A 14,293-nucleotide genomic window follows, 5' to 3' on the forward strand; every position below is an offset into this window, starting at 1 on the left:
TAAAACGTTAAAAATGTCTGTATAACCTGTCCGCTACAACAGTTTATCCATATTTTTTTTTAAAAATGAATATTTGTTTTTTATTCTCCCAAGGCAAATCATAACTAATTGAATTTTTTATTTTAAATTAATTAATATAGCTATTTCGTGCCTTTTAAAGGGGCACTTTAAAAGCGACATAAATTAGAACCATTAGTAACAATTCATTAAAAGTTGTTTTATGTCTTTATTTTTTTGGAAAATACAGTATTTAGTGGCACACAAGAATAAAATACTAAATATAGGTACCCAATGAGTTCAATTTTTCGAAAAAAGACATTTACTAACAATATTACTAAAACAATGGCACGTACATTAGGATGGCCACATCTTGTTGCGTTAGGTGTTGGTGCGACAGTAGGAACCGGTATTTATACCCTTATCGGCGTTGGCGCAGATAGAGCGGGCCCAGCCGTTTTGATATCTTTCTTAATTGCTGGTTTAGTTTCCGCCTGTGCCGCTTTTGCTTATGCGGAGCTTACAACCGCGATACCTCATAGTGGGGGTGCGTATACTTTCTCCTATGTAGCTCTAGGTGAATTTCTCGCTTGGATTGTTGGATGGGCACTTATCCTAGAATATTCACTTGTTGTTAGTACTGTAGCAGTTAGTTGGTCTGGTTATGCAGTAGGTTTTTTACACGGTATTGGCATTAATTTACCGATTTGGTTATCTGTTGGATATCACACGGTGATCGATGGCCAACGTGGTCTAATAAACCTCCCAGCAATTTTGATCATTTTTGGTGTAACTGCAATACTTATTATGGGAACTCGTGAAAGCGCTTTTGTCAACGCCATTCTTGTCGTTATTAAAATTTTAGCTCTTGTATTATTCGTCGCTATTGCATTGCCTTATTTTAATTCTGATAATTTAACTCCATTCATGCCTTACGGATTTCAAAAAAATCTTATCGAGCAAAATGGTATTTTAGTCGAGCATGGCGTAATGGCAGCTGCGTCAATTGTGTTTTTTGCGTTTTATGGCTTTGATGCTATTGCAAATGCAGCTGAGGAAACTAAAAATCCCGCCCGTGACTTATCTATTGGCATCATAGGCTCACTTATTATCTGTCTTACTGTTTATATTCTTGTTGCCTTAGCTGCTATTGGTGCAAGTCATTTTACTGTTTTTGCAGCCAGTCCTGAGCCGTTGGCCTTTATTTTAAGAAGCCTTGGTCAAGGTAAAGTTGCCGGAATTATTGGTGCTATCGCAATAATTGCCTTGCCAACTGTTATTCTAGCTTTCTTTTATGGCCAAACCCGTATTTTCTTCGTGATGGGACGCGATGGCTTACTTCCTCAGGTTTTGTCAAAGCTTAGCAAGAAAACACAAACACCCGTAGTAACTTCAATTTTTACGGCGATTGTTGTCTCTATATGTGCAGGCATTTTCAGACTTGATGAAATTGCAGCTCTTGCTAATGCAGGTACTTTGATCGCATTTACTGCAACTGGTATTAGCCTTTTAATGTTACGCATCAAGGCACCAGAATTACCACGGAAATTTAAAGTACCTTTAGTTTGGGTAAGTGGTCCAATTATTGTTTTGGGTTGCTCATATCTTTTCTGGAATTTGCCCAACACTACCAAATATTATTGCCTCATTTGGACGGCTATAGGGATTGTTTTTTATGCAAGCTTTGGCTATTGGAATAGCAGATTAAGAAGCAAAAACAACGATGAAGCATAATCGTAATATATTTACTGTAATTTAATACAAAATTAGCGGTAAATATATTTATTGCACCAAATCATTAAAGCCAGCATTTATATAAATGCTGGCTTTATTCTACCTATATAATGGTTTCAAAGAGTTATTGTGGGATATATGCTATAGTTTAAACTTTATTTTTTAATATTTATTCAGTCTATTATTATATTTAAACAATGAAAAAGGCGAATATTATTACTAATATTCGCCTTTTATAATAAATCATATTTATTAATTTTTATGGGCGTACATGCGGAAAGCCGCCACGTTTCTTGGCAAGTTTAATTTGCTTGTCCCGTTCACGAAAACGGGCTCTGTCTTCTTCACTACGTTCGCCATAGCAAGATTCACATGAAATGCCAGCTTCATAATGGGGCTTAGTGAGATCTTCTGGTGATAGTGGACGGCGGCAAGCGCGACAAAGCACGAGATCACCTTCTTGCAGACCATGTCCAACAGAGACACGCTCATCAAAGACAAAACATTCACCATCCCAAAGGCTTTGCTCTTGAGGAATTTCTTCTAAATATTTCAAGATACCACCTTTAAGGTGATATACTTCATCAAAGCCTAAACCACGGACATAGGCAGTTGATTTTTCGCATCGAATACCACCTGTGCAGAACATTGCGATTTTTTTCTTTTTACGCAACTCTTCATCATGATCAGCAATCCATTGCGGAAATTCACGGAATGTCTTAATATTAGGATCAATAGCACCTTTGAAAGTACCAACTTCCAATTCATAATCATTGCGCGTATCGATAAGAATGGTGTCCTCATCTTCGATTAAGGCATTCCAGTCTTGCGGAGCAATATAGGTACCCACTTTTTTAAGTGGATCAACTCCTTCAACACCCATAGTGACAATTTCCTTTTTAAGGCGCACTTTCATGCGTAAAAAAGGCATTTTTGATGCGTTAGAATATTTAAGCTCAGGCTCAGCAAGCTCAGGTTGTGCTGTAATAAAATCTACAACATTTTTAATGCCTTCTTCAGGACCTGCAATAGTACCATTAATGCCTTCATGAGCGAGCAACAATGTACCTTTAACGCCATTTTCCTTACAAAGTGCTTTAAGCGGTGCCTGTAGCTCTTCATAGCGATCAAAGCGAGCAAAACAATAGAGGGCGGCAACAAGATAATTTTGGGTCATAGCAATAGTATTTACCGTTCGATTAAAATTTGGTTTGAAGAATATTTAAGCAAATCATATGCAATTTAGACATAAATCTTGCCTAATTATCCTATCTAACTGTTTTGCATATTTTGTTAAAAATCTAAATTTTTTGATTTTGAAATATGCTTCACATGTGATTCTTGTGATATTTAGAAAGCTATTTATCACAATTTTATAAAAAATTCGACTTATTCATTTACTTGCCATTGCTTGCTTTTTAAAAAGGCTAGCAAATGATTTAATAATATTTGTCGGGCCGGATAATGGGCTTGGCTTCATCATGCCTTTGGTTCCTATCCAATGAGCAACTGCAAAACACATAACTAGCAAGGCAAATCCTTGATGGATAAGGCCCCATTCAATTGGTACATGTGTTAAAAGAGTGATGATGCCAAAAACTGCTTGCGCAATAATAAGAAGAAGTAAAATCATTGCCCTGCGCGCATGTGCGCTACCTGGAAGCAATTTTTCGACCTTAAAGGCATGGAAAATAGCTGCAACCAATAAAATATAGGCGAACATGCGATGAACAAATTGCACGGTCAATGCATTTTCAAAAAGATTCTTCCATAGGGGATTTTGTGATAATAAACCATCTGGAATAAAGCGCCCATCCATAAGCGGCCAAGTATTATAAGCAAGACCTGCATGAAGGCCTGCGACAAGTGCCCCAAGATAGATTTGGAAAAGGACTAAAAACACCATCCATCCAGCAAATATTTGGGTCGAGCGTGATGCCGGTTTTTCTTTATATACTGCAAGACTTCGCGCTAAGGCAAAAACTGCAATAATAATAATGCAGGCAAAAACAAGGTGGATTGCCAAGCGATATTGGCTAACACTGGTTAATTGGCTTTTACCAAGACCTGACGCAACCATCCACCAGCCAATTGCTCCTTGCATTCCCCCTAAGAATAGTAGCCCTAATAGGCGCCATTGAATTTTCCTCTCCAGCCTTTTTGTTAACCAAAAAGCCAAAAGGGGGATTGCGACAGCAAAACCAATAAAGCGCGCTAAAGCTCTATGGCCCCATTCCCACCAGAAAATTCCTTTAAATTCCTCTAGTGTCATGCCTTTATTAACATGCTGATATTGAGCAATTTGCTGATATTTTACAAATTCTTCATGCCATTCTGTTTGGCTTAGCGGCGGAATCATTCCATGAATTGGCTTCCATTCAGTTATGGAAAGGCCCGATCCGGTCATACGGGTTGCACCGCCAACCAAAACTAGAGCCAAAAGAAGAACGAGAACAATATAAAGCCACCAGCGCACAAATTTACGGTTTTGTGTTTGTTCTGGGCTCAGCTCCAACGCAGGTACACCAGCGTCCATTATAGTAGCTCCTTATGCGATGAGCCATATGAAGTAAATGATTTTCGTGTGGCGGCATCGTTTGAAACATGGTTCATACATTGTGCGTAAACAACATATGAATTGGAAAAAATCACTTTAGTAAGTCGCTGCTAAAGGTTTAGATTACCATTTTAATCATGTTCTTTTTGACGCAGGATCACAAAAATTACAAGTATCGACTAATGTGACATGCCGTCACAGCTTAGAATTCTTCAAAGAGAGTTAAATTTACTCAACTTACCTTATTGTGAAGAATTTTTTGCGCTATATCTTTAGCAAAATAGGTGAGGATACCATCACAACCAGCTCTTTTTAAAGATAAAAGCGTCTCAGCAATAATTCGCTCGCCATCAACCCAGCCATTATTAATTGCTGCCATCATCATCGCATATTCACCTGAAACTTGGTAGGCGAATAAGGGTACAGAAAAATTTTCCTTTAACCGATAAATAATATCAAGATAGGGAAGACCAGGTTTGACCATAAGCATATCTGCCCCTTCATCAAGGTCTTGCGCTGCCTCTCTAACCGCTTCATCGCTATTGGCATGGTCTATATAATAAGTTTTCTTATCGCCCTTTAATAGACCTGCTGTACCAATGGCATCGCGATAGGGACCATAAAAAGCCGAAGCAAATTTGCAGGCATAAGAAATAATTGCAACATCTTGATAACCCGCTGCATCCAGTGCATCACGTATAGCACCAATGCGCCCATCCATCATATCCGATGGAGCAATAATATCGGCGCCGGCACGCGCTTGCGATAAAGCGCCTTTAACTACCATATCAACTGTTTCATCATTTATGATAATGCCATCACGCAATATACCGTCATGACCATGGGTAGTGTATGGATCTAATGCTGCATCGGTAATGATGCCAATATTGGCATTATGGCTTTTTAATTCACTGGTGAAACGATTGGTAAGGTTTAATGGCGAAGCCACATAAGCGCCATCTTCACGTTTTACTGAAAAATCCTCTCGCGAAAACGGGGCAATGGCAGGAATTCCTAAGGCTGCCGCTTCAAGACATTCTTCAACCGCAACATCAACTGAAAAGCGTTGTACTCCTGGCATAGAAGGAATTTCTTCACGGATTCCATGTCCATCACAAAGAAAAATTGTCCAAACAAGATCATTGGTGCCCAGCACATTTTCTTGCACCAGTCTACGCGACCAATCAGCTTTACGCATGCGTCTAAGTCTACGGCCGTTGGTGATTTGATCAATTGTCCTAGTCATTTGTTTTCCATATTAATATTGGGGGAGCGATGAATCACGTTTTTTGCTTTTAACATAAAAAACATAAATTTCATTGTATTAAATTTCATTGTATTAATTGATCACATTTATACAACGATGAGTAGGATTTGGCTAATTTATGAAATAAGCAAATTAATAAAAAGCCTTTAAACTTTACTTTTAGTGATTTAATGTGAAAACCAAATTTGTAGAACCAAGCGGAGAGCATAGATAATGCAAATGGATTTTGGTGGTGGTGATGATGTAAGTTTTGCCAAAGAAGGGCACGTTGGCCTTATTAGGCTTACGCGCGAAAAGGCACTTAATGCCTTAAACTTTTCCATGATCAATGCTCTAAATAATGCGCTTATCGCTTGGGAAAAGGATGATGATGTTGCTTGTGTGATTGTTGAGGGCGAGGGACGCGCCTTTTGCGCGGGTGGTGATGTGGTCGCAGCCTATAAGGCCGGTCAGTCAGGGCAGCCACTTTATAGCTATTTCGAATCAGAATATAAAATGAACTATCGAATTGGTAATTTTCCAAAGCCTTTTATTTCCTTCTTAACTGGTATTGTGATGGGCGGCGGCGTTGGCCTCTCAATTCATGGTTCTCATCGCATCATTACTGAAAAAACCGTTTTTGCCATGCCTGAAAGTGCAATCGGCTTTTTTCCAGATGTTGGAACAAGTGCGGTGTTGCCAGGTTTGCCCAATCAATTTGGTCTCTATCTTGCGCTAACTGGTGAAAAAATAAAGCAGGGTGATTGCCTGCAATTTGGTCTTGCAACCCATGCTCTTCACGAAAGTGATCTTGCGGCATTTAAGCAAGAATTGATTAATAGCGGAAATCCTAGGCCATTTTTAGAAGCTAATGCGGTAGAGCTTGATTTTGATACACCTATTGAAACGCGCAATATGATTAATGAGTGTTTTTGTACGGAAAATATTGATGAAATATTTGAAAAATTGCAACAAAAAGCCGAGTCTGGTAACGAATTTGCAAAAAACTGCCTTGAAACTTTGCAGAAACGCTCACCCACGTCTTTGAAGGTTATTTATCGCCAGTTTTCAGCTTGTAAGCCTTTATCATTAGGCGATTGTTTAATTATTGATAATCGTATTGCCAAACATATGTTAGATGGTCATGATTTTTATGAAGGCGTACGTGCCGTGTTGGTGGACAAAGATGGTAGCCCAAAATGGCAACCCTCAAAGCTGGCAGATGTAACGAATGAACAGGTTGAAGCTTATTTTTCACCTTTGGATAAAGAGTTATCGTTTTGATTAATCAATATATAGGTAAACTAAAAGCAAGCTGGAACGAACGTGGTTTTGCAATATTCTTAGGTGTATTAGCCATGTTTTGCCTTATGCTTGGTGCTGCTTATTGGGTAAGGTTGATTGGGGTTTATAATGAACCTTTATGGCGCTATGATCTTATGCCTTGGAATTGGCGAATTCTATGCTGTAGCCTTGCCATTTTATATCCAATTGCCGCTTGTGGTTTATGGATGGGATCAAAATGGGGAGTAATCCTATGGCTATTGGGTGGCTTTGTTGAAGCTGTTTGTTATACTTTTTATGCATCTTATTTTGAATTACATTTGGTCGTACCTTTTATTCATACATTGTTTGTAATTGCCTATGCAACCCTTACATTTTTTAAAATAAAAGAAAGTCGTAAACCCCAAGAAATCGTGGTTGAATATTAAATATGTTAGATGCAATCACATATTGATTGTTTCATGCTTGACATAATATTAACTATGCCATAAAAGCCCAAAATCATGGTTTTTTATAAATCATAATAATAACGTGTCCCGTGGATAAAGACGCAAAATTGCGGTTTTATCCTGTCAGTCTTTTAGATTTTTATCTTATTGTTTTATTTAAGGTAATTAAAAAGGCAGAGGAGGGCGCGTTTCCTTAAAGTCAGCTGAAAAGCAATAATTATTATTAAAAGGAAATGCGATGAGTAAGCGCGAATCTGCAAAGTATAAAATTGATCGCCGTATGGGCGAAAATATTTGGGGTCGTCCTAAGTCTCCAGTTAATCGCCGTGAATATGGTCCAGGCCAACACGGTCAGCGCCGTAAGGGCAAGCTTTCCGATTATGGTGTTCAGCTTCGTGCAAAGCAGAAACTTAAAGGTTTCTATGGTGACGTTTCTGAAAAGCAATTCCATAAAACTTATGAAGAAGCTGCACGTCGTCGCGGTGATACAGGTGAAAACTTGATTGGTTTGCTTGAAAGCCGTCTAGATGCAGTTGTATATCGTGCAAAATTTGTACCAACCATTTTTGCTGCACGTCAGTTTGTAAACCACGGTCATGTTAATGTTAATGGTGTTCGTACCAACATTCAGTCTTACCGTTGTAAAGCAGGCGATGTGATCGAAGTTCGCGAAAAGTCAAAGCAATTGGCTATCGTGATCGAAGCAACACAGTTAGCAGAACGTGATGTTCCTGACTACATCGAAGCAGATCACAATAAGATGCGCGCTACTTATCTTCGTGTGCCAAATCTTGCTGATGTTCCTTACGCCGTTGTGATGGAACCAAATCTAGTAGTCGAGTTCTACTCACGCTAATAGATTTTGTCGTTTATCGAATTTTAAAGGGGGCTTATGCCCCCTTTATTATATTAAACATTTGAGATATTTTATAAAATTATGCCCTTCAAATAATCTTTGTCTATTTTGATCAATAAAATGATTTAGTTGGTTCGTCGTTAGGGAATTATCTAATATTACAGTAACAGACTATGCCGAGGCAATAATGAGTTCATCTGTAGAAAATTTTATCGAATCTTGCGTTGCTAAAGGTGAAACCTTGGCCGATGATGGCTGTCATCCAATGTTTCGAAATGTTAGTTCCGCAGTTGAGTTTAATAAATTGCGTAAGCGTTTGTTGCGCCATATGCGCCAAGCCATTGAAGATTTTGCCATGGTACATGGCGCATCGTTAAAAGGTGAACGTTGGCTTATTGCTTTGTCTGGTGGCAAAGATTCCTATGGCCTGTTAGCGCTTTTATTGGACTTAAAATGGCGCGGACTTTTACCTGTTGATCTTATTGCTTGTAATTTAGATCAAGGACAACCAAATTTTCCAAAACATATTTTACCCGATTATTTAAAGAGTATTGGTGTTGAATATCATATTGAATATCAGGATACCTATTCGGTGGTGACGGATAAGTTGGATCAGAGTCAGACCTATTGCTCACTATGTTCACGCTTGCGCCGAGGTATTCTTTATCGTCTTGCCCGTGAAAAAGGTTGTTCCTCGCTTGTGCTTGGCCATCACCGTGATGATGCTTTGGAAACTTTTTTTATGAATTTCTTTCATGGTGGGCGTTTGGCATCAATGCCGGGTAAATTGCTCAATGATGAAGGCGATCTATTTGTACTGCGTCCGCTTATTTATGCGGCAGAAGATGATTTGGCAAAATTTTCTGATATTATGCAATTTCCGATTATTCCTTGCAATCTTTGCGGCTCTCAAGATGGGTTGCAGCGCAATGCTATGAAGGCAATGTTGTCGGATATTGAAAAGCGGATGCCAGGCCGTAAGGACACCATGATCCGCGCGCTTGGTAATGTGCGTCCATCGCATTTGCTAGATACTAAAATTTATGATTTTTTAGGGCTAGTCGCTAAGTCTAATGAAGAGCAGTTATAAAATAATTTGTAAAAAGATCGCATTTGTGACAAGCGATTTTTGAAAGGGATGTGATGGAAGGTGATAATAGGCATTTACGCCGCGGATTGAAAAACCGCCACATCCAAATGATTGCCTTAGGCGGCGCTATTGGTACGGGGCTTTTTTATGGCTCGGCTGAAGCGATCAGTCTTGCAGGGCCAGCGACTATTCTTTCTTACCTTATTGGTGGGCTTGTTATTTATCTTATCATGCGGATGCTTGGTGAAATGTCAACCGAAGAGCCGGTTGCAGGTTCGTTCAGTTTTTTCGCCTATAAATATTGGAATGGTTTTGCTGGCTTTTTTGCCGGTTGGAATTATTGGTTTCTTTATATCCTGGTCAGTATGGCTGAACTAACAGTTATCGGCATCTATCTTGATCATTGGTTTGCAATTGATCACTGGATTAGTTCTCTTGTTGTTTTGTTGGCTATTACTGCCGTAAACCTTATAAATGTAAGGTTTTATGGTGAGTTTGAGTTTTGGTTTGCGATAATTAAAGTCATTGCAGTTATCGGTATGATTGTTTTTGGGGTTATCCTAATCATAACAGGATTGGGGGGCGCCAATGTAGCCGTTTCAAATCTATGGAACCAAGGTGGTTTTTTTCCGCTTGGTGTATCCGGTATGATTATGGCGTTTGTTGTGATTATGTTTTCTTTTGGAGGAACTGAACTCATTGGTGTTGCTGCGGGTGAAGCGGAAAGCCCAGAAAAGACCATACCAAAAGCCATTAATCAGGTCATGTGGCGTATATTGATTTTTTATATTGGTGCGATTACCGTCATTATGATCTTAAATCCGTGGAATTTGCTTAATAAAGCGAATAGCCCCTTTGTCTCTATTTTTACCAATATAGGTATTCCTGCAGCCGGACATATTTTAAATTTTGTGGTGTTAACGGCTGCAATTTCAGTTTATAATAGCGGGATATATTCTAATAGCCGAATGCTGTATTCATTGGCAGAACAAGGCAATGCGCCACATTTTTTCAAGAATTTGAGCTATAACCGCGTTCCATTTACTGCAATTATGTTTTCATCGCTTTGCACAGCTGTTGCGGTTATTATCAATTATCTTGTCCCAAATGAAGCATTTATGCGGGTTATGGCCGTTGCTACAACAGCAGCTGCGATGACATGGGCGACAATTATTCTTGTTCACTTGAGGTTTAGACGGGCAAAAAACGTTGAAAATAGTAAAACTAAGTTTCCCTCTCCTTTATTTCCCTTGGCTAACTACATCTGCTTAATCTTTTTATTGCTGCTTGTTTCATTGATGATTTTGACAGGCTTTAGTGAAAATGGCTTAATGACCTATCTATTAAAGACTTTACACATTATAGATGTCAGCGCACCAGCATTCTTTACACTTGCAGTTCCTGATATGAGTTTGTCTGTTGTTGTAATGCCTATATGGTTTTTAATTCTCTATCTTGGATTTAAATTAAAAAAAGCTATTTAACCCAATACCTCAGTGTGGAGGATTTAAATATGATAAAGCCTTTACTTGAAGGGCGTACTGCCATTATTGCTGGCGGCGGAAAACTACCGCTTGCCGTTGCCAATGCCTTAAAAAATAAGGGACAAAATCCTTTTATCATTCCACTACGTGATGAGGCAGAGCTAGCAATTTATGAATTTGACCATTGTGAAATTTCTATAGTCGAATTTGCAAAGCTTATTCGCGCAATGAAAAGCGCTAATGTTCATAATGTTGTTTTGGCAGGTGGCGTGCAAAGTAGGCCTCATCTATCTGATTTACGTTTAGATGGTCCTACATTGCGTGCATTGACACGCGTGTTTTTTGCTTTAGCGCAAGGGGATGATGCGCTGTTGCGTGCCTTTATCAAGGTGCTAGAATCTTATGGCTTTAAAGTGGTGGGTGCTCATGAAGTCGTGCCTGATCTGCTTGCACCTGCGCCATGTCTTTTATCTAAAGCGGAACCTTCTAAAGCGGAAGAGAAAAATTTTAAGCTTGCGCTTGCGGCTGCACATATGCTTGGTGATCTTGATGTGGGGCAGGGTGCGGTTGCTGTTGGCGGCAGAGTAGTTGCATTAGAGGGGGCAGAGGGCACGGATAATATGATTAAGCGCATTGCCTTAATGCGACAAGAGCGACGTATTCCACAACAGGGTGGCGTTTTAGTGAAATGTGCCAAACCAAACCAAGAAAAGCGTGCTGATTTACCGACAATTGGGCCAGATACTGTTGAACAAGCCTTTCAATCGGGTCTTGCTGGTGTCGCAATTCAATCCGGATCTAGTTTTATTCTTGATTTAGAACAAACAATCAATACTGCAGATCAACGACAGATTTTCCTTTCAACTTTTTAATAATATTTTTTAATTTTTTACAATTAAATGGTTTAGGAATAAAGTAAATTTGCTCAATGGATTTAAAATATTACTGTAGGTTACATTCGTTATTGCAATGAAGATTAATTGTATAAAATGTATTATTTTATCACTATTCATCGTTCTATTGTTTTATCACTAATATTGCAGTGGTTTGTAGCGTGGGAAATATAAAAAAACTTTGTCTATATTCTATTTGTTGTTTTATTATTTAATGCCTAGGCTTTCTTAGCGGATTGGGATGATCGTTCAAAGATAGAAATGCGTGATGCATTTATAGTATCTTTAAATATTTTTAAGAATAAGAATCTTGGTAAGGCTGTGGAATCTTTAGCACCCGGTTTTTTAGAGTTCTTTGCAGATTTACACAATGTTTCTGAAACAAAACTTGTACCTGTTTTTCGCTCAATGATGAAAGTTCGCTTAGACCAATTAAAAACAATCGAGCTTGACTTTAATCCAGGTAATATTGTGTATCGTCAAGTCCCAAATGGTAAGGTATTTGCATTATTTGCGTATATAACCCATGCCGTAATGGTGGATGATGAGATTATTGACGATGATAGTGTTTCATTTGTCTTTAAGGCTAATGAGCGTTGGTATTTTGTTGATCTTGAAAATCCTATTAATATAGATGCTATAAAAGCAATTTATCCGCTATTCAAAGATATTGATTTTAACATTCAACAATAAGTCAAAAAGACCTTAAATACTTAATGCCTTCAATTGAACTGCATTATTATTTAAATGTATTTTAATAATCGATTTCAAACGGTGTCTGCCGAAGGTCTTATTGTTTGACGTTAAAAATGTAAAATTTATTAAATATTACTTGTACACCATTAGCCAATGTCGCTAAAAGTAACATTGAAAAATATATAATAGATATATGAATGTCCCTAATCCAACTTATAACCACCAATCCAGTTATGACAAAAGAGGAGGCGGATATTTAATTCAAGAATTTATATATCTGCTTAAGCTACAACAAAGCTAAAGAAAAAATCTGTAAATAGATTTTTAATGGTGCGGTCGAGAAGACTCGAACTTCCACGGGTTGCCCCACAGCGACCTCAACGCTGCGCGTCTACCAATTCCGCCACGACCGCACGTGGTAGAAGCTAAAATAAATCAGCTAGCGGCGTGTAACAAATATGAAACAAGCTTACAAGTCCCTTTTTTAAAAAAAGTAAAATTGTCTCAACTTATTTAATGATTGCGATTAAATCACTGCCCATAATTATAGCATTTTCCATATCAGTTAAAAAACGATCATTGGGCAGGGGCTTATTATATTCAAAGCTTACAGCATAGTTTAACTAACCAAGCTAAGACTATGCGTATAAACCAATTTCATTTAGCTGATTTTTTTATAAAAATTAGCGTCCGCGATAAGGTGGCACACCTTGATCGGGAATCCAAACGCCATCAGGGGAGTTGCCGGTTTGCCAAAATACATCAATTGGGATTCCGCCTCGTGGATACCAGTAACCGCCAATACGTAACCATCTTGGTGACAACAGGTCAACCAAACGTCTTGCGATATGAATAGTGCAATCTTCGTGAAAAGCACCGTGATTACGGAAGGATCCCAAAAATAATTTTAACGATTTGCTTTCAACCAACCATTGATCTGGAACATAATCAATTACAATATGGGCAAAATCGGGTTGGCCGGTTATCGGGCAAAGTGAGGTAAATTCCGGAATTGTAAAGCGAACATTATAGGAAATATCAGCTTGAGGGTTTGCAACTTTTTCTAAAATTGCCACCTCTGGTGAAGTTGGTAGGATATTGTCACCACCGAGTTGGGTTAAGCCTTGATAAATATTAGTTGTACCAGTCATGAAATTCTCCAAGCAAAATGGCTTTTTCTATGAAATTTGGGGCATATAAATTGGAATATAAGCGGCTTTAGCCCGTTTTAATGTCTCAATTCAATTTGCGTTTTCCAAAAATTATCATCAAAATATAGGGTAGGGTCTTCAACGCCCGCACAAAAAAACGCTTCGCGCCGCTCTACGCAGGTACCACAACGCCCGCAATGCTGTTCCAACCCCTTATAGCAAGACCACGTTTCAATAAAAGGCGTGTTTACCTTACTACCAAGTGAAACAATATCTGCCTTGGTCTTTTGTACAAAAGGAGCATAAAGGCCGACACTGCCCTCTAGTGAATAGTTTTCCATCGCAGCAAAACTATTGATAAAATCTGCCCGGCAATCAGGATAGATAAAATGATCGCCGCCATGCACAGCCAATGCCACTTGATTTGCACCTTTGGCACTTGCTAAGCCAAAAGCAATGCTTAAAAAAATAGCATTACGGTTAGGTACGACGGTTATTTTCATGCTTTCTTCAGCATAATGACCATCGGGAACGCTAATATGACCGGTAAGTGCAGTATTAGACATCGCTTGCCCAATTGATGAAATATCAATTAAATCAAAGGGTACACCGAGCTTATCTGCACATAATTTTGCAAAAAACAGCTCTTTTTTATGTCTTTGCGCATAGTTGAACGAAAGAATACCATGAAGGTCTCCGCGTTCAGCTAAAATATAAGCTAAAGACACAGAATCAAGACCGCCAGAGCAGATGAGATAGGTTTTCATAATTTGTCCTTGTTTTTACCGGGTAGGCTGCGACCGGAATTCAATTCTTATTATCAATAACTCTTGCATAAATCAAAGCTATCAATCAT

13 protein-coding genes and 1 tRNA gene are annotated in these 14,293 nt (G+C 38.6%); 8 read left to right on the forward strand and 6 right to left on the reverse strand.

All coding sequences use genetic code 11. From position 1 onward, the window contains the following. Positions 1–291 precede the first annotated feature (291 nt). Positions 292–1,731, forward strand: coding sequence for an APC family permease (locus H3299_RS05895; RefSeq protein ID WP_182419350.1), 1,440 nt, complete (start codon positions 292–294; stop codon positions 1,729–1,731). Positions 1,732–1,990: 259 nt separating this feature from the next. Here H3299_RS05895 and H3299_RS05900 read toward each other — a convergent pair whose 3' ends face one another. The 3 genes from H3299_RS05900 to hemB form a co-directional block, all read right to left on the reverse strand. Next, positions 1,991–2,908: a rhodanese-related sulfurtransferase gene (locus tag H3299_RS05900; protein ID WP_182419351.1), complete on the reverse strand. Its 918-nt coding sequence runs from the start codon at positions 2,906–2,908 to the stop codon at positions 1,991–1,993. A 216-nt stretch (positions 2,909–3,124) separates the two neighbouring features. Further along, positions 3,125–4,267: a COX15/CtaA family protein gene (locus H3299_RS05905; protein WP_182419352.1), complete on the reverse strand. Its 1,143-nt coding sequence runs from the start codon at positions 4,265–4,267 to the stop codon at positions 3,125–3,127. A gap of 253 nt (positions 4,268–4,520) precedes the next feature. After that, a complete protein-coding gene (gene hemB / locus H3299_RS05910; RefSeq protein ID WP_182419353.1) occupies positions 4,521–5,534 on the reverse strand; it encodes a porphobilinogen synthase in 1,014 nt (337 codons plus the stop codon). Between the two features lie 234 nt (positions 5,535–5,768). Here hemB and H3299_RS05915 point away from each other — a divergent pair, with 234 nt between their 5' ends. The 7 genes from H3299_RS05915 (at position 5,769) to H3299_RS05945 (ending at position 12,283) form a co-directional block, all read left to right on the forward strand. Continuing rightward, positions 5,769–6,818: an enoyl-CoA hydratase/isomerase family protein gene (locus H3299_RS05915; RefSeq protein WP_182419354.1), complete on the forward strand. Its 1,050-nt coding sequence runs from the start codon at positions 5,769–5,771 to the stop codon at positions 6,816–6,818. Further along, complete coding sequence (locus H3299_RS05920; RefSeq protein WP_182419355.1) at positions 6,815–7,246, forward strand: DUF6163 family protein; 432 nt, start codon at positions 6,815–6,817, stop codon at positions 7,244–7,246. The genes H3299_RS05915 and H3299_RS05920 overlap by 4 nt, the downstream gene beginning before the upstream one ends. 259 nt (positions 7,247–7,505) lie before the next feature. Further along, positions 7,506–8,123 carry a 30S ribosomal protein S4 gene (gene rpsD, locus H3299_RS05925; protein WP_182419356.1) on the forward strand — a complete coding sequence of 206 codons (618 nt, stop codon included), beginning with the start codon at positions 7,506–7,508 and terminating at the stop codon, positions 8,121–8,123. 265 nt (positions 8,124–8,388) lie between these two features. After that, on the forward strand, positions 8,389–9,213 hold the full coding sequence (gene ttcA / locus H3299_RS05930; RefSeq protein ID WP_246708209.1) for a tRNA 2-thiocytidine(32) synthetase TtcA: 825 nt from the start codon (positions 8,389–8,391) through the stop codon (positions 9,211–9,213). A gap of 50 nt (positions 9,214–9,263) precedes the next feature. Next, the gene (locus H3299_RS05935; protein WP_371739810.1) at positions 9,264–10,697 is read left to right on the forward strand and encodes an amino acid permease; all 1,434 of its coding nucleotides are present in this window, start codon (positions 9,264–9,266) and stop codon (positions 10,695–10,697) included. A 29-nt stretch (positions 10,698–10,726) separates the two neighbouring features. Further along, on the forward strand, positions 10,727–11,569 hold the full coding sequence (locus H3299_RS05940; protein WP_182419359.1) for an LpxI family protein: 843 nt from the start codon (positions 10,727–10,729) through the stop codon (positions 11,567–11,569). A 282-nt stretch (positions 11,570–11,851) separates the two neighbouring features. Next, complete coding sequence (locus tag H3299_RS05945; protein WP_182419360.1) at positions 11,852–12,283, forward strand: hypothetical protein; 432 nt, start codon at positions 11,852–11,854, stop codon at positions 12,281–12,283. Positions 12,284–12,614: 331 nt separating this feature from the next. On the opposite strand, the gene H3299_RS05950 is transcribed toward H3299_RS05945, so the two are convergent. From H3299_RS05950 to queC, 3 genes are all read right to left on the reverse strand, one after another. After that, a tRNA-Leu gene (locus H3299_RS05950) sits at positions 12,615–12,699 on the reverse strand. A gap of 270 nt (positions 12,700–12,969) precedes the next feature. Then, positions 12,970–13,437 carry a preQ(1) synthase gene (gene queF, locus H3299_RS05955; protein WP_182419361.1) on the reverse strand — a complete coding sequence of 156 codons (468 nt, stop codon included), beginning with the start codon at positions 13,435–13,437 and terminating at the stop codon, positions 12,970–12,972. A 77-nt stretch (positions 13,438–13,514) separates the two neighbouring features. After that, the gene (gene queC, locus H3299_RS05960) at positions 13,515–14,204 is read right to left on the reverse strand and encodes a 7-cyano-7-deazaguanine synthase QueC (protein WP_182419362.1); all 690 of its coding nucleotides are present in this window, start codon (positions 14,202–14,204) and stop codon (positions 13,515–13,517) included. Between the last annotated feature and the right edge of the window lie 89 nt (positions 14,205–14,293).

It is taken from the genome of Bartonella sp. HY038, from assembly GCF_014117425.1.
GTDB lineage: Bacteria > Pseudomonadota > Alphaproteobacteria > Rhizobiales > Rhizobiaceae > HY038.